The 22055-nt window shown below is 36.4% G+C and carries 19 protein-coding genes; 14 read left to right on the top strand and 5 right to left on the bottom strand.

What is annotated here, in order from left to right; genetic code table 11:
* The first annotated feature begins 14 nt into the window (after nt 1-14).
* The 4 genes from AC806_RS01350 to AC806_RS01365 all read left to right on the top strand — a co-directional run bounded on the left by AC806_RS01350 (nt 15) and on the right by AC806_RS01365 (nt 3389).
* The gene (locus AC806_RS01350) at nt 15-749 is read left to right on the top strand and encodes an alpha/beta fold hydrolase (RefSeq protein WP_069028587.1); all 735 of its coding nucleotides are present in this window, start codon (nt 15-17) and stop codon (nt 747-749) included.
* 179 nt (nt 750-928) lie between these two features.
* The gene (gene trhO, locus AC806_RS01355; RefSeq protein WP_069028588.1) at nt 929-1882 is read left to right on the top strand and encodes an oxygen-dependent tRNA uridine(34) hydroxylase TrhO; all 954 of its coding nucleotides are present in this window, start codon (nt 929-931) and stop codon (nt 1880-1882) included.
* 123 nt (nt 1883-2005) lie between these two features.
* Complete coding sequence (locus tag AC806_RS01360; protein WP_069028589.1) at nt 2006-2881, top strand: SPFH domain-containing protein; 876 nt, start codon at nt 2006-2008, stop codon at nt 2879-2881.
* A 13-nt stretch (nt 2882-2894) separates the two neighbouring features.
* Nucleotides 2895-3389 carry an LURP-one-related/scramblase family protein gene (locus tag AC806_RS01365; RefSeq protein ID WP_014123694.1) on the top strand — a complete coding sequence of 165 codons (495 nt, stop codon included), beginning with the start codon at nt 2895-2897 and terminating at the stop codon, nt 3387-3389.
* A 54-nt stretch (nt 3390-3443) separates the two neighbouring features.
* Here AC806_RS01365 and AC806_RS01370 read toward each other — a convergent pair whose 3' ends face one another.
* The gene (locus AC806_RS01370) at nt 3444-4427 is read right to left on the bottom strand and encodes a LacI family DNA-binding transcriptional regulator (protein ID WP_069028590.1); all 984 of its coding nucleotides are present in this window, start codon (nt 4425-4427) and stop codon (nt 3444-3446) included.
* 21 nt (nt 4428-4448) lie between these two features.
* Nucleotides 4449-5942, bottom strand: coding sequence for a sucrose-6-phosphate hydrolase (locus AC806_RS01375; RefSeq protein ID WP_069028591.1), 1494 nt, complete (start codon nt 5940-5942; stop codon nt 4449-4451).
* A gap of 312 nt (nt 5943-6254) precedes the next feature.
* Here AC806_RS01375 and scrK point away from each other — a divergent pair, with 312 nt between their 5' ends.
* Nucleotides 6255-7130 (top strand): fructokinase ScrK, encoded by an 876-nt coding sequence (gene scrK, locus AC806_RS01380; RefSeq protein ID WP_014123697.1) that lies wholly within the window; start codon nt 6255-6257, stop codon nt 7128-7130.
* Between the two features lie 16 nt (nt 7131-7146).
* On the opposite strand, the gene AC806_RS01385 is transcribed toward scrK, so the two are convergent.
* Together AC806_RS01385 and AC806_RS01390 are read right to left on the bottom strand one after the other, a co-directional pair.
* Nucleotides 7147-8127, bottom strand: a complete 981-nt coding sequence (locus AC806_RS01385) for a permease prefix domain 1-containing protein (RefSeq protein ID WP_061840169.1) — start codon at nt 8125-8127, stop codon at nt 7147-7149.
* A complete protein-coding gene (locus AC806_RS01390) occupies nt 8114-8458 on the bottom strand; it encodes a PadR family transcriptional regulator (RefSeq protein WP_061840168.1) in 345 nt (114 codons plus the stop codon). The genes AC806_RS01385 and AC806_RS01390 overlap by 14 nt, the downstream gene beginning before the upstream one ends.
* A gap of 223 nt (nt 8459-8681) precedes the next feature.
* Here AC806_RS01390 and serC point away from each other — a divergent pair, with 223 nt between their 5' ends.
* The 5 genes from serC to abc-f all read left to right on the top strand — a co-directional run bounded on the left by serC (nt 8682) and on the right by abc-f (nt 14619).
* The gene (gene serC, locus AC806_RS01395) at nt 8682-9767 is read left to right on the top strand and encodes a 3-phosphoserine/phosphohydroxythreonine transaminase (protein ID WP_069028592.1); all 1086 of its coding nucleotides are present in this window, start codon (nt 8682-8684) and stop codon (nt 9765-9767) included.
* A 3-nt stretch (nt 9768-9770) separates the two neighbouring features.
* On the top strand, nt 9771-10955 hold the full coding sequence (locus AC806_RS01400) for a phosphoglycerate dehydrogenase (RefSeq protein WP_069028593.1): 1185 nt from the start codon (nt 9771-9773) through the stop codon (nt 10953-10955).
* 2 nt (nt 10956-10957) lie between these two features.
* Nucleotides 10958-12193: a DUF1015 domain-containing protein gene (locus tag AC806_RS01405; RefSeq protein WP_069028594.1), complete on the top strand. Its 1236-nt coding sequence runs from the start codon at nt 10958-10960 to the stop codon at nt 12191-12193.
* Between the two features lie 430 nt (nt 12194-12623).
* Complete coding sequence (locus AC806_RS11970; protein WP_164966988.1) at nt 12624-12761, top strand: hypothetical protein; 138 nt, start codon at nt 12624-12626, stop codon at nt 12759-12761.
* Nucleotides 12762-13035: 274 nt separating this feature from the next.
* On the top strand, nt 13036-14619 hold the full coding sequence (abc-f, locus tag AC806_RS01410) for a ribosomal protection-like ABC-F family protein (protein ID WP_061840165.1): 1584 nt from the start codon (nt 13036-13038) through the stop codon (nt 14617-14619).
* Nucleotides 14620-14778: 159 nt separating this feature from the next.
* Here the strand turns inward: abc-f and AC806_RS01415 are convergent, their stop codons facing one another.
* A complete protein-coding gene (locus tag AC806_RS01415) occupies nt 14779-17124 on the bottom strand; it encodes an ABC transporter ATP-binding protein/permease (RefSeq protein WP_069028595.1) in 2346 nt (781 codons plus the stop codon).
* Nucleotides 17125-17359: 235 nt separating this feature from the next.
* Between AC806_RS01415 and AC806_RS01420 the strand changes: the two genes are divergently transcribed.
* From AC806_RS01420 to AC806_RS11810, 4 genes are all read left to right on the top strand, one after another.
* Nucleotides 17360-19120 (top strand): glycoside hydrolase family 13 protein, encoded by a 1761-nt coding sequence (locus AC806_RS01420; protein WP_069028596.1) that lies wholly within the window; start codon nt 17360-17362, stop codon nt 19118-19120.
* Nucleotides 19121-19422: 302 nt separating this feature from the next.
* Nucleotides 19423-20475 carry an aspartate-semialdehyde dehydrogenase gene (locus tag AC806_RS01425; protein ID WP_061840163.1) on the top strand — a complete coding sequence of 351 codons (1053 nt, stop codon included), beginning with the start codon at nt 19423-19425 and terminating at the stop codon, nt 20473-20475.
* Nucleotides 20476-20603: 128 nt separating this feature from the next.
* A complete protein-coding gene (rplS, locus tag AC806_RS01430; protein ID WP_014123709.1) occupies nt 20604-20954 on the top strand; it encodes a 50S ribosomal protein L19 in 351 nt (116 codons plus the stop codon).
* 220 nt (nt 20955-21174) lie between these two features.
* Complete coding sequence (locus AC806_RS11810; RefSeq protein WP_155224451.1) at nt 21175-21321, top strand: hypothetical protein; 147 nt, start codon at nt 21175-21177, stop codon at nt 21319-21321.
* Nucleotides 21322-22055: the final 734 nt, after the last annotated feature.

Raw genomic sequence — 22055 nt, forward strand, 5'->3', positions numbered from 1 at the left:
ACCAGGTGACGTTAATGAAATTAGCGGTTCGTAAAAGAAAAATAGGAATAATTCCGGTATTGGAAGTCGTTGACCAAGATCAGTTGTATACGCCACTGCCGTTAATTGTCTATTATCATGGTTGGCAAACGTCCAAGGAATTGGTATTAACGCAAGGAAGAAAGTTAGCTCAACAAGGATTTCGAGTAGTATTACCAGATGCTCAAAATCATGGAGAACGTGAGGCTCCTATGTCACAAGTTCCTTCACTAACTTTTTTGCAAAGTATCTATACGAACTTATTTGAGTTTGAATCGATTGTTGATTATTTTACTCAATTGGGTTTGGACAATGGGAGGCTAGGTGTAGGCGGTGTTTCGATGGGCGGTATGACGACTTGTGCTTTATTAACTCAGCATCCAGAAATTGATGTAGCAGCGTGTGTTATGGGCTCGCCTTCTTTAATTGATTATCGTAAGCAATTAGAAGAATCTTTTAAAAAGCGCAAGATTTCAGTGCCGCAAGATTATGAGAATTTAACAAGCTGGATTCCTTACTATGATTTAGCTTTACACTATGATGAAATCAAAAAGAGACCCCTGTTTTTCTGGCATGGGATTCATGATGAAAAAGTCCAATTTGTGCAAACAGACCGTTTTGTTAGAAACAACTTAGGCCCTGAGATTACTTTTCGTGCGGCGAATGAACGGCATATGGTTAAAGTTCCTACAATGGACCAAGTGACTGATTTTTTTGTTAATCATTTATAAAAGAAGATATTATGATATACTACTAATAGAAAAACGCAATAAAAATTTACTATTTAATAAAAGATTGTTTTTTTAACAAAACATGACGGGATTGTTTACGATTCACAAGCGTAAATTTCGTTTTTTTCTACTCTTTTTCCTATAATATGTTTGTGAAAATTGAAGGAGGATATATAAGAATGGATTATCGAGTATTACTTTATTATAATTATACGCCAGTTGATGACCCAGAAGGCTTTGCTAAACAACATTTGGCTTTTTGTAATGAGCTTGGTTTAAAGGGTCGAATTTTAGTAGCTGCTGAAGGAATCAATGGTACAGTTTCTGGAACGGTTGAAGCAACGAATGCTTACATAGAACATATGCACGCAGATCCTCGCTTTAAAGATACTGAATTTAAAATAGATGAAGCAAAAGAGCATGCATTTAAAAAGATGCATGTAAGAGCTCGTAATGAACTTGTGTCACTACATTTGAATGATGATGTAGATCCAAATGAACTGACTGGAAAACATTTAGAGCCTGCTGAATTTAAAGAAGCTTTAGAAGACGAAGATACTATCGTTCTTGATGCACGCAATGATTATGAATATGATCTAGGCCATTTTCGTGGTGCAGTAAGACCGGATATTCGTACTTTCCGTGAATTGCCACAATGGATTCGTGATAACAAAGAAAAATTCATGGATAAAAAAGTGGTCACTTATTGTACAGGTGGTATTCGCTGCGAAAAATTCTCTGGTTGGCTTTTACGTGAAGGTGTAAAAGAAGTGGGTCAATTACATGGCGGTATCGCAACTTACGGCAAAGATCCTAATACCCAAGGAGAAATGTGGGATGGGAAAATGTATGTGTTTGATGAACGTATCAGCGTTGAAATCAATGATGTAGACAAACAAGTTATAGGGAAAGACTGGTTTGACGGTACACCTTGTGAACGCTATATGAACTGTGCTAACCCGGCATGCAACCGTCAAATTCTTGCTTCTGAAGAAAACCAGGCAAAACACGCAGGTGGTTGTAGCTATGAATGTGCAGCAAGTGAAGATAATCTTTATGTAAAAAGACATAATATCTCCAATGAAGATTGGCGTGCTCGTTTAGAAAACTTTAAAGAAGAAGCAAAAGTATAAAGATTTAATTTGCCTAAAGAGCTATTTCGGTAGTTTTTTAGGCTTTTTTAGTGAAAAAATAAATTGAATTTGGCATTCTTGTTACTTTAAGTTACGATAGGAAAAAAGAAGGAGGAGTTATTAGTGAAAGAAAAAAAGACATTTCATGTTAATGGTTATTTTGGATTATTAGTGTTGTTTATTGTACTCTTATTAGGAGCTTACGTATTCTTTCTTGGCGTTACCAATGAGAGTGTTTTTGAAATCATTTCAAGTATTGTGATTTTGATTATTGCTATATTATTTATTAGTTCACTAACAATTGTGGGGCCTAATCAAGCAAAAGCCATTTTATTTTTTGGCAAATATTTAGGAACGATCAAATCCAATGGATTATTTATCACGACACCTTTGACGCAAAAAATAAATGTTTCATTGAAAGTTCGTAACTTTAATAGTGCTCGTTTGAAGGTTAATGATTTAGATGGCAATCCTATTGAAATTTCAGCAGTGATCGTTTTTAGAGTTGTTGATACGGCAAAAGCATTATTTGATGTGGATCATTACCAAGATTTTGTTGAAATTCAAAGTGAAACAGCGATTCGTCATATTGCTTCTCAATATCCTTATGATACTTTTGGAGAAAATGATGTTACTTTACGCGGAGATACTAGCCGTGTTTCCCAAGAGCTGACTAAAGAGCTGCAAGATCGCTTGGAAGTTGCTGGTGTTGAGGTCGTCGAAACACGATTAAATCATTTAGCCTATTCGACAGAAATTGCTAGTGCGATGTTACAAAGACAACAAGCTAGAGCAATTCTTTCAGCAAGACAAACAATTGTTGAAGGTGCGGTTTCTATGACACAAATGGCTCTAGAGCAGATTGAAAAAGGACAAGATATCCAGTTTACTGATGATCGTAAAGTGCAATTGATTAATAATCTATTGGTTTCCATTATCACAGATAATGGCACACAACCCGTGATTAATACAGGCGAATTAGGTGAAGAAGGTCTCTAATAAGGAGAAGCTGATGAAAAAATTATATATTAAGCAAAAGGTATTTAGTATAGGGGAAAGTTTTACTGTGACTGATGAAAACGAACATCCTTGTTACTTTGTAGAAGGTAGTTTTTTCAAATTACCTAAACATTTTTTAATTTATGACGATCATCAACACGAAATTGGAAGAATTACGAAGAAAACGTTCGCTTTGTTACCAAAATTTTTCGTTGAAGTAGACGGTAGTGAAATGATTACACTGAAAAAAGAATTAACCTTTTTAAAATCTCGCTATACGATTTCCGCCCAGGAGATTGAAATCCAAGGAAATTGGTGGGATATGGATTTTACTGTTTTTGCTCAAGGGAAAAATATGGCAGAAATTACAAAACGTTGGTTTTCTTGGGGCGATACTTACGAGCTCACAATCCTTGATGAGTCGATGGAACGTTTGGTCTTATCTCTTGTGATTGCGATTGATTGTGTAAAAGCAGATGAAGCTGCTGCAAATAGCGGTGGTTCATAAGAATAAAAACGCATTTGTCTGACTAAATAAATGGTCAAAACAAATGCGTTTTTACTATGAGGTTTTCCCTTGTAATACTTTAGTAGGTAAGGTGTAACGAGGCGCTAGTTTTTTATCTGGCTGTGTGATCCTTTGTAATAATAAATCGACCAATAAATCCGACAATTCACCGATAGGCTGTTCTACTGTAGTTAATTGCGAGTAATAATTTTGAATAAACTGTGTGCCATCGTAGCCAATAATTTTTAACTGTTCCGGTATTTTGATATCTAATTGCTGACAATTGTCAATAACTAAAAGTGCTGTTAAATCATCTGTACAAACAAGGCCATCAATTGCCTCTTGTTTAAGAATCTCTTGGATACGCATATTTTTTAGCGTTAATGTATGTTCAAAAGATTCGAAACGAAAGACTTTTGCAGTTAAGTTTTTTTCTTGAACAAAATCCAAATACCCTTGCAAGCGATCGTTAGTCGGCGAGTCAGAAGCATTGCTTCCTGTGATAATCGCGATATTTTGTGCGCCGTGAAAGAAAAGATTTTCAGTCGCTGCATATCCGCCATGATAATTATCGCTACCAACAATTGGAATCCCTTCAGCTAATAGACGATCAAAAGAGACAATAGGCAGGTCCATTTGCTGGTATTCTTTAATACCAAGATTGTGTGCTCCTGCAACGATCCCGTCTACTTTGTTTGCCATCAGCATATTTAAATAATTCCGTTCTTTTTCTTTGTTATTTGCACTATTACATAAAATTGATTTATAGCCGCGTTCGAAAAATTTTGTTTCCAATTGCTCAACAAGTTCGCCAAAGAAAGGATTAGCCACTGTGGGAAAAATTAATCCAATCAACTGCGCTTGCTTTCCCTGTAAAGAACGCGCAAGAGAGTTAGGTTGATAATTCAATTCTTCCATGGCTGCATGAACTTTATCGATAGTTTTTTGGCTTAAAGAGCCATAGTGATTGATGACTCGTGAAACGGTTGTAGGCGAAACACCTGCAACTTTGGCAACATCTGTAAGCTTTACTGTCATAAGAAAATTCTCCTTATTTTTTTACCGCGCAGACCGTAAAGTCCAGAAATCTCCTGTATACGCTCCTGTTGTTCCTGCAAGAAAGATTCCTGTGTCATGGGTTTCAGGAAAGACACGCGTAGTGAAAACGTAACGTCCCTGATTAACAAAAATTTCACAGACGGATTGATCAGCAAAAATTTGTAAGTCAATCGACTGGTGATTTTCTAAAGTAACGTCCCGTGTTTGGCCAAAACCTTTATTCAACGGATAACGAAGTTGCTTACGGTCCAACTCTATTTTACCATGAACTGCATCAAAATGAAGGGCTAAATAGTGGCTATTATCGCTATTGGCAAATAAATATAAGCTGCCACGGCTATCTTCTTGCAAATTAAGATTTAATTCATAACGGTTTGTTTCATTATTTGCCATTAAATTTTGGGTATTTTGTATATCACCCAGAAGTGCAGTCTTTTTATAACGTAAATTTTTTTGTTCAGCGACGGGTTGTTGCAAAAGCTGCCCATCTTTTATTTTCAGTTCTTTGACGATACTTAAACAATGCGCCCACCCTTCTTGATCTGTTGGATAAGACAGTTCAGGAAGACCGATCCAACTGATACTTAATGCTCTACCATCTGGTGCATTAAAGGCTTGTGTAGCATAAAGGTCAAAGCCACTGTCTAAATTATGGATAGGACTCGTATGCTCGATCGTTCTATTCCTTTCATCAAATGATTGTCCAATGACGTAAGTATTGGGATAAATATTTTGATAAGATAATTCATTTTTATCTAGCCCTTGCGGACAAAAAATCAAAACAGCTTGTTGATCAATAAAAATTAGATTAGGACATTCCACCATAAAGCCTAAAGATTGTTGAGTGAAGTTTAAAGGCCCCAAAAATTGCCAATCTTTTAAATCCTTACTTTTATAAAGAAGAACTTCTCCTTTTTCTTCTGTTGTTTGGGCTCCAATGATCATTAAATAGTGATCTTGGTAAAAAATAACTTGCGGATCACGAAAATTTGTTGTATATCCTTTAGGAGGGCCCGAGACAAGAGGAGTCTCCATTTTGTTGATTTGGTGTTTTTTATCCATATAAGCCCCTAGTTGATAAGTAGAGCGTTCCCAATCAGCGTTACGGACGTTTCCAGTATAAGCAAGAAGCAGTTGATCATCAATAGCTAAAGCAGAACCAGAATACACGCCGTGACTATCATACAAACTATCAGGTAAAAGACGGATGCCTTCTTCTTTCCAGTCCACTAAATTGGCTGAAGTTAGATGAAACCAGGATTTCAAACCATGCACAGGACCAAAAGGATAAAATTGGTAAAACAAGTGCCACTTGCCATTAAAGAAAGTAAAACCGTTTGGATCATTTAATAAACCAGTAACTGGTTGAATATGGTAATCTAAACGCCAAATCGATTGATTAACAGTTTTGTTTAATTGATCTCGATAATCTTTCCCCCATTTTTCATAAGGATGATAGCGTAATTTTCTTGTCCACTCGTTAATAAGATTCATTGTATTAACTCCTTTTTTAATAGCTAATTTTCTTAGCTTAAAGATAGCGTATTTCGAAAATTATGTCAAACGTATAACAATGAAGTAATACTGTAAACAGAAATGTTGTTTTCAATTTTTAAAAATTATTGTCATGCGTTTGACAATCATTGAAAATATATTGCAACAATAAATTTAGATTAGCGAAACATAAATGATGACACAAGTGAAAACAAAGAATTAACGTAAAAAATTATAGAAAAGGGATGTAAAAGATAGGCTTTACATTTATACTAAAGAAGAATAAGTAAAAATTTAAAGGAGAGAAGATAAATGTTATACGGAGCTATTGAAGCTGGGGGGACAAAATTTGTTTGTGCAATCAGCGATGAAACACTAACAATAAAAAAACGCGCTAGTTTTCCAACAACCATACCAGAAGAGACTATGCAAGCGGTTGTTGATTTTTTTGAGCCCTATAAAGAGGATTTAGCTGCTATTGGTGTTGGTTCATTTGGTCCTATTGATATTCATAAAGATTCAAAAACCTATGGTTATATTACATCTACACCTAAGTTGGCTTGGCAAAATTTTGATTTTGTCGGAACTTTAAAAAAAGTTTTTGATATTCCAATTGCTTGGACAACCGATGTAAATGCTGCGGCATACGGGGAATATGTTTTTGGTAATGGAAAAGATCAGTCTAACGTTATTTATTACACCATCGGCACTGGCGTTGGTGGTGGCGCATTACAGGAGGGACGTTTTGTGGAAGGCTTTAGCCACCCAGAAATGGGACATATGCTAGTGGTTCCTCATCCAAAAGATGCTTTTGCCGGCAATTGTCCCTTCCATGGGAATTGTTTAGAAGGGATGGCTGCTGGTCCTGCAATTGAGCAACGTGCTGGTCGGAAAGGCCAAGATATCCCGGAAGATGATCCAATTTGGACAATTGAAGCGGACTATATTGCCCAATGCGCCTACAATACAACTTTGATGTTTTCGCCAGATGTGATTATTTTTGGTGGCGGTGTGATGAAACAGCAACACATGGTGGAAAAAGTGCACCAGGCTTTTGAGCGCTTGTTAAAAAATTATGTGGAAACACCAAAGCTAGAAAATTACATTGTGACGCCATTCTTGAAAGATGATGCTGGGATCTTTGGTTGTTTAGCATTGGCAAGACAGGAAAAATTAGATACAAATTAAAAAAAAAGAGGGGCAATTACTGCTCCTCATTTTTATTCCTTGCTCCTTGTTCCATGACAAAGCTGTAAATAGGCCCTGCGATAACAAAAATAAGCCAGCTGTAACTCCAGCCCCCAGTAATACTAGACCCTAGAAAATAAATCACTACAATACATGGCCAATAGATTCTACGGAAAAAGTTGATAAAAGGTGCGTTTTTACCATAAGTTTCTTCGGTAGCTCTGGGGCCGGGTTCGTCTTCGTCAGAAATAAAATAATGACTTTTTGTCATTTTTTTAAAGCCATTATAAATAATGCTTGTATAAACGATTAAAAATACGCCAATACCTGCTATACCAAAAAAGGTGGAGACACCAACAGTATCAAGATGAAGGAATTCTGAAAAGAAAACAATAGAAGGAATGGCCAAGATACAAAGACCAATACCCAAAGATAACCCAGAACGAAAACTTTTTTCATAATTTTTCACCTGAGTACGAGCTTCTTTTTGTGTTTCTTGTGTTAAAGGACGATCTTCCAGAGTTTCAAATGTTTTGGAATACTTCATTCCCGCAGGAACAATGAGTCCTACCCCCAATGCAATAAAGATAAAGAAAAAAACAATGGGTAAGGCAGCGATAATTGATCCGTTATCAGAAAAAACCACAGTAGACAACGCTAAGCAGAATAACAAAATCCCAGAAGATACAGAGAAAGCAAAACGGCGAACAGTTGCCCAGAAGTCAAAAGCTTCTTCGATATCTATAGCGTCAAAAAATTCAGTGTCTTGTTCAGAGGAATCTTTTTTTTCCAGCTCGAGTTCAGCTAAAAGCTCGTCAATAGAGCCGAATTCGTTAATGACTGTACCAATGGCTTCATTTTCATTTTTCCCTTCTTCAATTAGTTCATAGTAATGGTCTTCCATGGTGGATAGTAAATCCTTTTTTGCTTTTTGTGTTTCTGCTGTTTTTGGAACATTTAAAAATAGACTATCCAAATAATTTCTAATGGTATTCATGGTTGGGCCCCCTTGTAAGAAATTCATCTACAACTCGTTTTGCTTCCTGCCATTCTTGTTTTTTTGCGGCGAGAACTTCTTTTCCATCCGTTGTGATCGTATAATAGGTTCTTTTTTTTCCATGAGTTAAGTCCCCTGGATAGGACCGAATAAATTTTTGCTTTTCTAAACGAGTAAAGGCAGAATAAAGCGTTGTTTCCTTGATCATATATAATTCATTGGTTCGAGTACGGATTTCTTTAGACACTTCATAGCCGTAAGAATCGCCTTCGTTCAAAATGGATAAAATGATCACATCATTATATCCGCGAATACTATCACTTGATATCATCGCCATTCTCCTTGGATTACTTTATCTATTGCAGTAATTATAAATGGATTACTACGACAGGTAAAGTAAAAAGTATATCGAATCAAAAAATCTGTGAAAACAATTAGATACTTCATTAAAAAATTATTAGAATTTTCAGAATCGATAAAACAGTTCCTTTTTAAAGCTTGTGAACTCTGCTATAATAAATCAAACATCTTGCCATAAAAAAGGAGTGTCAAACGTGACAATTTATAACTTTTCAGCTGGCCCTGCAGTCTTGCCTGGTCCAGTACTAAAAAAAGCACAAGAAGAACTTTTAGATTATCAAGGTAGTGGCATGTCAGTAATGGAGTTGAGTCATCGTTCCTCCTTATTTGAAGATATTATTACTGAAGCTGAGCATTTACTGAGAAAATTAATGGATATACCAGAAAATTACCATGTTTTATTTTTGCAGGGAGGCGCTAGTCTGCAATTTTCATCTGTTCCTTTAAATCTAGCACAAAATAAAAAGGCACTTTATGTGAATACAGGCTCGTGGGCCAAAAAAGCAATTGCGGCAGCTCAGGCGATTCCTTCAGTTAATACAAAAGTGATTGCAAGCAGTAAAGATAAAAATTTTACCTATATCCCACAAATAACAAAAGATCAAATTGATCAAGACGCCGCTTATCTGCATATTACAACGAATGAAACGATTGGTGGAATCAGTTATCAAGAAATCCCTGACACAGGTCGGGTGCCTCTTGTAGCGGATATGTCGTCCAATATTTTATCAAACAATTATCAGGTTAAAGACTTTGGCATTATTTATGCAGGTGCGCAAAAAAATATCGGTCCAGCGGGTCTTACTGTTGTTATCATACGAGATGATTTATTAAACGAACAACCGCTTTTTGCGCCCATGCTAGATTATCGTGTGCAAGCAGATAGTCATTCGATGTATAACACACCGCCAACCTTTAGTATTTACATGGCCAAACTCGTTTTTGAATGGTTACAGGATTTAGGTGGTATTTTGCAAATGGTAAAATACAATCAACAAAAATCCGGATTATTGTATGATGCTATTGACCGTTCAAATCTGTTTCAAAGCCCTGTAAATAAAAAGGATCGTTCACTGACCAATATTCCATTTTTGACAGCTAGTGATCAATTGAACCAAGAATTTATTAACGCTGCTCAAAGACAAGGGTTTGAAAATTTAAAAGGTCACCGTTCAGTTGGCGGTATGCGAGCAAGTCTTTACAACGCTTTTCCGCTTACAGGCGTAAAAAGATTGGTAGATTTTATGGAAGAATTTGAAAAAGCACACGGAGGAGATTAGCCTATGCATCAAATAACGACTTTTAACGCAATTGCCCCAGAAGGCATGGCACGCTTAGAAAAAGAAAAATACGCCATTAATGAAAATCAACACCCCGAAGGTATCATCTTACGTAGTAAAAAATTAGAAAGCTCTGATTTGCCTGATTCGGTTTTAGCTATAGCACGGGCAGGTACAGGCGTTAATAATATTCCGGTTGATTTATGTACAGAACAAGGGGTTGTAGTTTTTAACACGCCTGGCGCCAATGCCAATGCTGTAAAAGAATTAGTTCTGGTGAGTTTATTGCTTAGTGTACGACCGGTAGTACGTGGAATTAACTGGCTGCAGCAACTAACAGGGTCCGATATAGCAGAACAAGCTGAAGCGCACAAAAAGCAATTTGCCGGACATGAATTGGAAGGAAAGAAGCTAGGTGTCATCGGACTAGGATCAATTGGCGCTATGGTGGCTAATGACGCTTATCGTTTAGGTATGGAAGTCATGGGCTATGACCCTTATGTTTCGGTGGATACAGCTTGGAGTATTTCTCGACGCGTTCATCGTGCTAAAGATATCAGCGAAATTTTTACTAGTTGTGACTTTATTACAGTTCATGTTCCTTTACAAGAAAAGACCCACCACTTAATTGGACAAAAAGAAATTGCTATGATGAAAAATTCGGCGCAGTTGTTTAATTTTGCGCGGGCTGAAATTGTCGATAATCATGCGGTAGTAGAAGCTATCGACGCTGATGAATTGGCTGGTTTTACAACAGATTTTGCCGATGAACAGCTGCTTCATCAAAAGCGTATTACAGTGCTTCCTCATCTAGGTGCATCAACGGCTGAGGCAGAAACCAATAGCGCAAAAATTGCTGTGCGTACTTTGAAAAGGTTTATTGAGACAGGAGTTATTAAACGTTCAGTAAATTTTCCTACGGTTGACATGGCTTTTCATTCCCCCTATCGTATCACTGTAATTAATCGAAATGTGCCGAATATGTTAGGGCAGATTTCAGCAGTTATCGCAGATTTTGAAATTAATATTGATAATATGATTAATCGTGGGCGTGATGATTATGCTTATACTTTAGTGGACATTGACGAAAGCGATGAAAATAAAATTGCCAATGTCGTAGAAAAATTAAGAGAAACCGATGATATTATTCGCGTTCGGGTTATTAAAAAAGAGGAGGTTCCTTATTAGATATGGTTGTTGTACGTCCATTTCGAGCGATTCGTCCCAAAGCTAGCTTAGCTGATAAAGTCGCTGAACTGCCTTATGATGTAGTAGACTCTTGGCAAGCTCGTGATTTGGCAGAAGGGAATCCTTATAGTTACTTTCATATTGATAAGGCTGAAATTGATTTATCCCAAAGTATTTCTCCTTATGATGCACAAGTTTATCAAAAGGCTGCGGCTAATCTAACCGCATTTTTGCAAAAGGGTTGGTTAAAAAAAGACATACAAGATCATTACTATTTATACCAATTAACGATGAATGGCAGAAGTCAGACCGGTTTAGTTGCTTGTACGTCGATTGATGATTATAGCGCCGCAAATATTAAAAAACATGAGTATACTCGCCATGAAAAAGAAATCGATCGGATGAATCACATACGTAGCTGTGATGCCAATACAAGTCCTATTTTTCTTAGTTATCGAAAAAACCAAGAGATTCAACAATTGATCCAAAATTGGCAGAAGACACATGAAGCTATTTATGATTTTACTAGTTACTATGAGGTAGAACATAAGGTTTGGTTGCTTGATGATAAAACAGTTATTCAACAATTAGAAGAAGCATTTACTGCATTAGATGCTTTATACATCGCAGACGGTCATCATCGAACAGAATCAGCCGTAAAAATTGGTTTGGAAAAAAGAGAAGAACAGACAAATAGCATGGAAAGTGACTATTTCTTATCAATTTTATTTCCGGAAGATGAGTTGTTGATTAAAGAATATAATCGTGTATTGGATGTGAAGATACCGGAAGATTTCTTTGCACAGTTAAAAGAGAATTTTGTGCTAGAAGAAACCAATGAAAAAAGACCTGATAACGCTGCGAAAATGTGCATGTATTTAGAAGGAACTTGGTATAGTTTGCAAGTAAAAGAAGATAAAATACTAACAGATCCAGTCGCTAAATTAGATGTGTCTTTGTTGCAAGATCTATTGATTGCTCCTATTTTTAATATTCAAGACGTAAGAAGTGATCAGCGAATTGACTTTGTAGGTGGTATTTATGGTCCTCAAAAATTGGAAGAACTGGTTGATGAGAAAAAAAGAACAGTGGCGTTTTCTATGTATCCAACAAAAATGCAGGATCTCTTAGAAGTGGCGGACGCTCAAGAAATTATGCCGCCTAAATCTACTTGGTTTGAGCCTAAATTGTTAAGCGGCCTCTTTCTACATGATTTAGAGACAACAGCTAAGCCATAATTTCATATAAGTAACGAAAGATTATATTGGAAAATGTGTCAGTCGTTATCGGTAAAATTGGATAAAGAAATTAGAATCCGTTATTCAATAACCAAAAATTGGATAATGAAATCAGGATCCATTATTCAATAACGAGTAATTGAATAAAAGAATTGGAATTCATTGTTCAATAACAGGCTAAAAGGAATAAAATGAAGAAAATGAGTCTTAAAATTGATAAAATTGGATAAAGAAATTAGAATTTGCTATTCAATAATGGGAGATTGAATAACGAAAACGAGATGTATTATTCAATTCTTCGAAATTGAATAACGGAATTGAATTTTATTATTCAAAAACTCAAGCTGACAGAGTGGCTTGTGCTTGTACAAGCCAACAAAATTTGTTACACTTTTAAATAATTTAAAAGACAAAGGAGGGAACATAACAAATGGTAAGTATGATTAAAATAACAACGAGTGAAAATTACCAACGGTATCATATCAGTTTTAGTCATGCGATTGGTTTTACAGTGGCTGTTGACGGGAGAAGTGTATCTAAAAACAGTATAAATTTATTAAACCAATGACCATTTTGTATGTTTCTATTTTTACAATAAGAAAATAAATAACAAGGTCATGGATATTTTCATGGCCTTTTTTGCTGTGAATCACTACGATTCAGCGACCGAAGGGAGCTGAGAGTAGTTGATGAACAGTACTAGGGGAGCGAAGCGGACGTAGTTTCCGAAGTATTCGAATCGAAGCGTAAGCGAAGAGATGAACATTACTAGGGAGAGCGAAAGCGAGGCGTATTTTCCGTATTTATAAAAATCGTACGAATGGTCTTAAAAGGAGAAGACCATGCTTATACAATTAAATAAAATCAATAAAATTTTCAGTGGGACGCTACTTTTTGAACAACTATCATTTGCGATCAATGAACAGGAAAAAATTGGTCTTGTCGGAACAAATGGTACGGGCAAAACTACTCTTTTTCAACTCATTACAGGAGAAGAAGGGGCTGATTCTGGCACCATTAGTCGTAAAAAAGAGTTAAAAATTGGTTATGTACCACAAATTTTTGCTGAAAGTGATTTAACAGTTTCAAAGTATTTAGCAGAAAGTTTTGTCGAATTACAGAACTTACAACAACGATTACGCGTTTATGAACAGAAAATGACAGATGCATCAGAAGACTTGGACCATGTGATGAGTATTTACGGCAAGTTACAACAAGATTTTGAAGATGCGGGGGGTTACGAATTAGAAGATCGTATTATTAGTATGTTAAAGGGACTAGGCTTGGAAGATAGAATCAATGCTGCGATATCGACTGTTAGTGGCGGAGAAAGAGTCCGGGTGGAACTAGCAAAAGTGCTATTACAAGAGGCTGATCTTTTACTACTCGATGAACCAACGAATCATTTGGATTTAGCAGGAATTCGATGGCTAGAAAATTACTTAAAAACAACCAGCGCTGCTTATCTGGTGATTTCTCATGATCGAGCCTTTTTAGATCAAGTCACGGAAAAAATTGTGGAAATTGAGGAAGGTCGCTTGGTTGAGTATCCGGGAAATTATAGTCGTTACGTCCAACTTAAAAAAGCGCGTATCGCAGAAATCACGAAAGATTACGAGCTCCAGCAAAAAGAAATCCACCGTTTGAGAAAAATGATCCGTCGCTATCGACAGTGGGGTAATGAAGGCGGTGATGAAGCGTTTTTCAAAAAAGCAAAAGAACTGGAGCATCGCTTAGCTAAAATAACTGTCGTTAAACCTCCAAAACCGCCAAAAAAACGTTTAGAAAGTATTTCCCAAGCAAGCCGTTCAGGCAAAGAGGTCATTGTAGCTATGAATATTGGTAAAATGATAGGCGAGCGTTTACTATTTTCTGATAGTACATTTACGATTTATCGCGGCGAAAGAATAGCCCTCTTAGGAAAAAATGGTTCAGGCAAATCGACTTTGTTGCGTATTATTTTAGATGAATTATTGCCTGATGAAGGAAAACTCTCTTTAGGCGCGAGTATAAAAATAGGCTATTTGCCACAAAATATTACATTTGAACAGTCTAACCAGCGTGTATTGGCCTTTGTCAAAGAATTTTTACCACAAGAACAAAAAGCTCGCCAAAGGTTGGCACATTTTGGTTTTTATAGCGAGGATGTCGAGCGTCGCCTCAAAGAGCTTTCTGGTGGTGAACGCGTTCGTCTTTACCTGCTTCAACTTTTTCAAAGACAAATAAATTTGTTAATTTTAGATGAACCAACCAATCACTTAGATATCTATGCTCGCGAAGAAATCGAAGAATTATTGAGCGAATATACAGGAACACTTCTAGCTGTGACACATGATCGTTATTTTTTGCAAAAGAATTTTAATGGGTTACTTGTTATTGAAGAGCAAGAAATAAAAAAGGAAACAATGGATTTTTTGCATAATTAAAATACTCCGATTCAGTCATTTGCCACCAAAAATATAAGGATTGGAGGCAAGTTTGACGTTGTGCTCCCAATCAAAAATATATTGGTGGCACATCACAATATGTCCCGCCAATATATGAAAAAACGCATGAACTTAACAGCTCATGCGTTTTTTAGGAAATTATTCAGCTCGTAAAGCAATAGCGGCGTCTTTTTTGGCTGCCATTCGTGCGGGGATATGTCCGCCGATCATTGTCAGCACAGTACTTACAATAACCAAAATCAGGGCATGCATCGGATCTAGTTGGGCGACATTTTCTAAATCAGTCAAATTCAGCAAGACCGAGTTAATCGGAAATGTTGCCAGATAGGCGAGAACGACGCCTAATGTGCCAGAAGCAACACCTAAAATGGCAGTTTCAGCATCAAATACGCGCGTAACATCTTTTTTTCGCGCACCCAAAGCTTTTAATACACCAATTTCTTTGGTTCGTTCTAAGACTGAAGTATAGGTGATGATACCGATCATGATCATACTTGTAATCAGTGAAATGCCGGCAAAAGCGATCAGAACATAAGTGATAGCATCCATGATACCACCGGTCAAATCTGTCATCGTTCCAGCTAAATCACTATAAACGATTTGATCATCTTCATCTTTTCCTTCATTATAATCATCTAAATAATCCAGTATTTGTTCTTTATCATCAAAGTTATTAGGATAAATCATTACACTATAAGGAATTTCGCTAGCACCTAAAGCATCTAGCAAGTTGTCTTTGGCAGTATCGTCAATATCCTCATTGGTCATCACGTTGGTATCACTGTCTTCTTGTGCTTGCACAATGTCAGAATCTTTATTATTGTCGATAACTTTTTGCGCTAAAGTGTCACTATAAGCGATACCAGGAGCTAACAGATCCATAGTTGAAGATTCTTTATTTCGGATAACGCCTGAAATTGTCAATTCCTCATTATCCTCATTATCATAAACTTCATCTAAATCTTGATTTGGAATAAAGTTTCCAGTAGGTAACTCTTCATAAAACGCATCGTTATAGGCTAACTTAACTGTTGTACCTATGACATCGTCAAAAGATATTTTATCTCCGTCTTCTAAATCAAAACCTAGATTGTTTAGGGCGTTGATATTTGTTTCGTTATTTTCATCGACGACTAACACCACTTCATTGGTGTCTTCGGGAAAGTTTCCTTCTAAAAGGCGATAATTATCTTCTAAGAAGTTACCTTGCGAATCATCTAATTGTTTGGGAAAAGAAGAAACGCCAATGCCCGTTTGTGCGGCCATCATTGACATCATCGATTCGGCTTGTGACTCATCTTCAGCTCCATTTGAAAATTTAACGACTTCCGGCTCGTCGTCAACTTCACGCAGTAAATTCATGTTTGCTAAACGGGTATAGCCGATATTATTACTCAAGGCAGGATTGATGTCATCAACATAGTCGATAAAATCTTGATCAATTTTATTTGTTCTTTGCGATCGATCTTCCTCACTGATCTTAGCAGTGACTTCTTTATCCTCAGGGAAAGTTCCTTCATCAGAACGCTCTTGTTCAAAATTTTCCGGGTCTTGCTCTGTGGTTTCTCGCGAGATTGTGACTGGAAATTGCGCTAATGTTTCTGACTGGGTTTGATCAATTTGCTTTTGGAAGCCGGTCGATAAAGACAGAACAATCGCGATACTAATAATTCCAATACTGGAGGCAAAAGCAGTTAAAAATGTACGTCCTTTTTTTGTACGAATATTATTAAAAGATAAACGTAGGGCAGTAAGAAAAGTCATTTTCGTATGTTTTAAATCAAATGGTTCTTTCTTTTTGCCTTCCACATGAGGATTTGAATCATCTGTCACTTGCCCGTCTGCAAAACTAATGGTTCGATCGGCATATTTGTTTGCTAAATCAGCATTATGGGTCACCATAACTACCAATTTATCCTTAGCCACTTCTTGGATTAGATTCATAATCTGAACGCTAGTTTGTGAATCGAGTGCTCCGGTGGGTTCATCACAAAGTAAAATATCCGGATCATTGGCAAGGGCACGAGCGATGGCGACACGTTGCATTTGTCCGCCCGATAACTGACTAGGTTTTTTATGCATATGTTCCGTTAGACCGACACGTTCTAAAGCTTCTTCCGCTTTTTTTCGACGTTCTTTTTTTGAAACACCACTTAAAGTCATTCCCAATTCCACGTTATCAATGATTCCTTGATGACCGATCAGATTATAGCTTTGAAAAATAAAGCCGATGGAATTATTACGGTAGGCGTCCCAATCTTTATCTTTAAAATCTTTGGTGGACTTCCCGTTAATTACCATATCGCCGGAATCATACTGATCGAGTCCGCCAATGACATTTAAAAGTGTCGTTTTCCCAGAACCACTTTCTCCCAAGATCGCAACAAACTCTTGTTGGCGAAAAGCGACCGATACGCCATCTAAAGCTTTGGTAACAGTATTTCCAACTTTATATTGCTTTTTTATATCTCTTAGTTCGAGCATGTTCATTCTCCTTCAATTGGAAGTAATGAAAAATTGTTTTCATTCATTTTCAAAGCCTAGCATAACTTTTTGAATAATTCAATGCTGACAGGCGTCAACAAGTATTCTTAAGCCTTTTTCAATAAATTCATTTGCGCGTAGTTAGCGCTAAAAATAAAAATTTTTTTCATATAAAAAGTAGTGTATAATTAAAAGTGTAAGCGCAAACTTTAATTGTTTTAGAAAGGGGTAAAATATGAATACAGCTGCTATCTATCATCGTCCCGAAAGCGAATTTGCCTATCTCTATGAAAAAGAAACACTGCATTTACGACTACGCACGGCAAAAAGTGACATTTCAAGTGTGCAAGTTGTGGGCGGAGATCCTTATTTAGTAGAGAAAGGACAAAGAGAAACGCCAATTGACATGGTGAAAATTTTATCAACCGATCTTCATGATTACTGGTTTGCCTCAGTCAAAGCTCCTTTTAAACGCCTATCCTATGGCTTTGTTTTAACAAGTGAAGATCATGTACAAGTCTTTTATGGAGATCAAGGACTATTTCCTTTATCAAAAAATGTTTTGGGTTCTCCCAACTTATACTTTCGCCTACCTTATTTTCATGAAATCGATCGCTTTAAAGCCCTTAAATGGGCAGAGGAAACTGTTTGGTATCAAATTTTTCCTGAACGCTTTGCTAATGGTGATAAATCAAATGATCCAAAAGGAGCGCTTCGTTGGGGATCGAAAGTTCCTGGACGTCAGGATTATTTTGGCGGCGACTTACAAGGTGTTATTGATCATTTGGATTATGTAAAAGAGTTGGGAATTAATGGCATTTATTTGTGTCCTATTTTTAAAGCTTATTCAAATCATAAATATGACACGATTGACTATCGTAAAATCGATCCGGACTTTGGTGATGAAAAAGTTTTTAAAAATTTGGTGGAAGAATGTCATAAACGTGGCATAAAAGTAATGTTGGATGCTGTTTTCAATCACATGGGAGACCAATCGCCTCAATGGCAAGATGTATTAGCAAAAGGAAAAGATTCAAAATATGCAGAATGGTTTCACGTTAATGCGTTTCCTGCAAGCTATAAAGAAAGTAATGATTTTGAAGAAGCGCATCAACTTACTTATGACACCTTTGCTTTTACACCTCATATGCCAAAACTTAATACCGCAAATCCGGAAGTCCAAGAATATTTATTAGATACCGCAAAATATTGGATTGAAAACTTTGATATTGACGCTTGGCGCTTAGACGTGGCGAATGAAGTAGATCATGCTTTCTGGAAAAAGTTTCGGAAGGTTTGTGATGAGACAAAAAAAGACTTCTATATACTAGGAGAAATCTGGCATTCAGCGCAAAAATGGTTAGAAGGCGATGAATCTCATGCAGTGATGAATTATGCCTATACTGACGCCATCATGGGCTATTTTGTTAAAAAACAACTTTCGTTAAAAGAAATGGTTTCTGCGATTAATCAGCAATTAATGTTATATCGTGATCAAACCAATCAGGTGCAGTTCAATGTCTTAGATTCACATGACACACCGCGTTTATTAACCCAAGCGCAAGAAGATAAAGAATTAATGAAGCAAGTGTTGGTATTTACTTACCTACAACCGGGTGTTCCTTGTTTATATTATGGCGATGAAATAGGCATGACCGGAGGCGCGGATCCACTCTGTCGTAAATGCATGGTTTGGAAAGAAGATGAACAGGACCAAGAACTGTTTCAGTTTGTTAAAAAGTTAATTGCTTTACGCAAAACTTGGCAAAAAATGATCAGCCAGGCAAGAATGGATTGGCAAGAAACGAATGAAGAAAACGGTCTTTTGATTTTAGAACGTAAATTAAATGGAGAAACACTTCAAGCAATTTTTAATACTGGCAAACAAGAAATGAATTTAGCAATAACAGGAGAAATTCTCTTTAGTCATTTAAGCCAACAAAAGGTAGAAAGGATCACTTTACAAGCAAAGGGGTTTCTTGTTTTAAAAATTTAATAAAAAAAAGCAAAAAAGACAAGGCACTATATGTAACGCCTCCTTGTCTTTTCTGCCTGAATAAAGGATATGAATCCAATACACATTGCGAAGAATCTTCCCCAAAATTCTTCTATATTAATTATAGCTGAAGTATGGTCAATATCTCAAATAATATACTTTTAAAAAATTACTTTTATTAAAATAAAAAATTCAGTGGCTGCCCTTATGATTTTAGAAAAATTTCCTAGTCGAAAAGTAACATTTTTCTTGCTGTATGTTAGAATGGTTAAAATAATAAAAGCAAAAGGGAGCGGTCTTTAATGAACGATGGATATAATGTAGCAGTTGTTGGAGCGACAGGCGCTGTTGGAACGAAATTGATTGAGATGTTAGAACAAACAAATTTACCACTTAAAAACGTGAAACTACTTGCTTCAAAACGATCTGCGGGTCGCAAACTTTTATTTAAAGGCGAAGGTCTTTTTGTGGAAGAACTTGTTCCTGAAGCCTTTGATGATGTAGATATCGCCATTTTTAGTGCTGGTGGAAGCATTTCACAAAAATTTGCGCCCGAAGCAGTAAAGCGTGGAACAGTTGTTGTGGACAATACCAGTCAATATCGCATGGATAAAGACACTCCTTTAGTCGTACCTGAAGTCAACAAACAAGCACTAAAAGACCATCAAGGAATCATTGCTAACCCTAATTGCTCTACGATTCAAATGATGGTAACACTGGCACCTATCAAACAATCAGTAGGGATTGATCGCGTTATTGTGTCTACTTACCAAGCGGTTTCAGGAGCTGGAGCCCAAGCGGTTGAAGAAATAAAACAACAAAGTCAAGAAACGTTAGATGGGGAGCTTCCGGAAAACTTATCTGCGGAAATTTTGCCTGCGGCTAGCGATAAAAAACATTATCCATTAGCTTTCAATGCTTTAGCTCAAATCGATGAATTTGCGGAAAATGATTATACCAAAGAAGAATGGAAAATGGTGAATGAGACCAAAAAAATTCTGGAAGATAAGCAGATGAAAATTAGTGCAACTTGTGTACGTGTCCCTGTAATTACTGGTCATTCGGAATCCATTTATATAGAAACAGAGGACAAAATTAGCTTAACAGATCTACGCGCAACCTTAGAAAATGCTCCTGGAGTAACCGTTGAAGATGATACTAGTCAACAAATTTATCCGCAAGCTATCAATAGTGTAGGCAAAAAAGATACTTTTGTGGGCCGTATTCGTCAAGACTTAGATATCGATAATGGCTTTCATTTATGGGTCGTTTCCGATAACTTGTTAAAAGGGGCGGCTTGGAATTCTGTGCAGATTGCTGAAACGCTACATGAAATGAATTTAGTTCATGTATGAAAACGAAAAATTTCTTTACATTAATAGGTGGATATGGTAGTATACTTCAGTGAGTAAATTGCTCAACTATTACAATATTCCGCTGGGAGAGATCTCTTAAGAGTATTTGGGAATAAGGAGAATGTAAAATGGATCCATTGATTCAAGAAATAACAAAAGAACAGTTGCGCACTGATATCCCAGATTTTCGTCCTGGAGATTCAGTTCGTGTTCACGTAAAAGTTGTCGAAGGTTCACGTGAACGTATCCAAGTATTTGATGGTGTAGTGATCAAGCGTCGTGGTGCTGGAATCAGCGAAACATACACTGTACGTAAAGTTTCTAGTGGCGTAGGTGTTGAACGTACTTTCCCATTGCATACACCACGTGTTGACAAAATTGAAGTTACCCGTCATGGTTTTGTACGTCGTGCGAAATTGTATTACTTACGTAACCGTCACGGTAAAGCTGCACGTATTCCAGAAAGACGCAGAAAGTAAAACCTTAGATGATCTACTTCAATCTAAGCTTGCGAAAACCCTTGTTTATCAAGGGTTTTTTTGTTTGCCATTTTTTTAAAACAAGCAAAAACGATGACCGAATTTATCAAAAGTTGAGTCCAGGATGATAAAATCGAAAAAAATACCATTGTAGGCACTTCGATGTTAAAAAGAAGTTAGAACGCGTTACTTGACGAAATAAACTTAGGAGTACGATTGTATGAGACAAAACAAAAAAATTATTTGGAAAGGTAAAAACGATCTGGAATTAGCTTTATTAATTAATGACTTTATAGAAAAATATAATATTGTTACTACTCGAGATTATCAAAAATCTTTAACTAAACAGTTGATAATAGTAAGTTAGGTGAATTGAGATAAAAAGTAGAATCAATTAATTTACTTTTAATTCTGAAGTTTTATTTCTTGTAGTTTCCAAGCCCAAAAATAATTTAAATTAGAAAAAATTTTTTTAATTTTTACGGTTGTTAAATCATCATTCTTTTTCTTTGAAGAGTATGAAGAGAGGGGATGAAAGTATGAGCCAAGTTAAAAAAGAAGAAACTGTAAGTCGAAACGGTGAAGTTGGTCCACAATATGAATTCGGTTATCAAAAGCATATTTGTTGTTGTGTAGCAAATTCGAAATGTTATGGAGAATACAAGGTATTTCTCAACGGTAACAAAGCATTTAATAGAAGATGTTGTTAGTAAAAGATTTAGAGGAAAAATGATCGAATATATACATTGGTTTTATGTCCTTTTTTTAAATTATTAAAGGAAGAATTAAAAAAGAAAGAAGTAACATTTACAGAAAAACTAATTGAAGTAGAAAAGAACAAAAAAGAGCTTGATGCGTGCAATGTAAGCGCATACTATCCAAAGAAAGTAACAAACTTTGATTCAATTACCCTAATTATTGGAGTAAACCCAAAGAAAATGTTTAACTCGGGGGAAAAGTGTGTTGCTCTCAACACAGATAAGGTTTCAGCTGAAGGAGTTGAGAAACTTAATGCAGATCCGGCGTGCAGGTGATGGTGTTAAACAACTCGTAGTTGATGCTATGAGTTGTTTAATTAAGGTACTAACGGTATTGCATTAA

Source organism: Tetragenococcus halophilus, from assembly GCF_001712815.1.
GTDB lineage: Bacteria > Bacillota > Bacilli > Lactobacillales > Enterococcaceae > Tetragenococcus > Tetragenococcus halophilus.

What these genes read in the sequence shown, in the direction of transcription:
- AC806_RS01350 (WP_069028587.1), top strand. Translation starts at nt 15, where the DNA reads ATGAAATTAGCGGTTCGTAAAAGAAAAATAGGAATAATTCCGGTATTG.
- trhO (WP_069028588.1), top strand. Translation starts at nt 929, where the DNA reads ATGGATTATCGAGTATTACTTTATTATAATTATACGCCAGTTGATGAC.
- AC806_RS01365 (WP_014123694.1), top strand. Translation starts at nt 2,895, where the DNA reads ATGAAAAAATTATATATTAAGCAAAAGGTATTTAGTATAGGGGAAAGT.
- AC806_RS01370 (WP_069028590.1), bottom strand. Translation starts at nt 4,427, where the DNA reads ATGACAGTAAAGCTTACAGATGTTGCCAAAGTTGCAGGTGTTTCGCCT.
- AC806_RS01375 (WP_069028591.1), bottom strand. Translation starts at nt 5,942, where the DNA reads ATGAATCTTATTAACGAGTGGACAAGAAAATTACGCTATCATCCTTAT.
- scrK (WP_014123697.1), top strand. Translation starts at nt 6,255, where the DNA reads ATGTTATACGGAGCTATTGAAGCTGGGGGGACAAAATTTGTTTGTGCA.
- AC806_RS01385 (WP_061840169.1), bottom strand. Translation starts at nt 8,127, where the DNA reads ATGAATACCATTAGAAATTATTTGGATAGTCTATTTTTAAATGTTCCA.
- AC806_RS01390 (WP_061840168.1), bottom strand. Translation starts at nt 8,458, where the DNA reads ATGATATCAAGTGATAGTATTCGCGGATATAATGATGTGATCATTTTA.
- AC806_RS01400 (WP_069028593.1), top strand. Translation starts at nt 9,771, where the DNA reads ATGCATCAAATAACGACTTTTAACGCAATTGCCCCAGAAGGCATGGCA.
- AC806_RS01405 (WP_069028594.1), top strand. Translation starts at nt 10,958, where the DNA reads ATGGTTGTTGTACGTCCATTTCGAGCGATTCGTCCCAAAGCTAGCTTA.
- AC806_RS11970 (WP_164966988.1), top strand. Translation starts at nt 12,624, where the DNA reads ATGGTAAGTATGATTAAAATAACAACGAGTGAAAATTACCAACGGTAT.
- abc-f (WP_061840165.1), top strand. Translation starts at nt 13,036, where the DNA reads ATGCTTATACAATTAAATAAAATCAATAAAATTTTCAGTGGGACGCTA.
- AC806_RS01415 (WP_069028595.1), bottom strand. Translation starts at nt 17,124, where the DNA reads ATGCTCGAACTAAGAGATATAAAAAAGCAATATAAAGTTGGAAATACT.
- AC806_RS01420 (WP_069028596.1), top strand. Translation starts at nt 17,360, where the DNA reads ATGAATACAGCTGCTATCTATCATCGTCCCGAAAGCGAATTTGCCTAT.
- AC806_RS01425 (WP_061840163.1), top strand. Translation starts at nt 19,423, where the DNA reads ATGAACGATGGATATAATGTAGCAGTTGTTGGAGCGACAGGCGCTGTT.
- rplS (WP_014123709.1), top strand. Translation starts at nt 20,604, where the DNA reads ATGGATCCATTGATTCAAGAAATAACAAAAGAACAGTTGCGCACTGAT.
- AC806_RS11810 (WP_155224451.1), top strand. Translation starts at nt 21,175, where the DNA reads ATGAGACAAAACAAAAAAATTATTTGGAAAGGTAAAAACGATCTGGAA.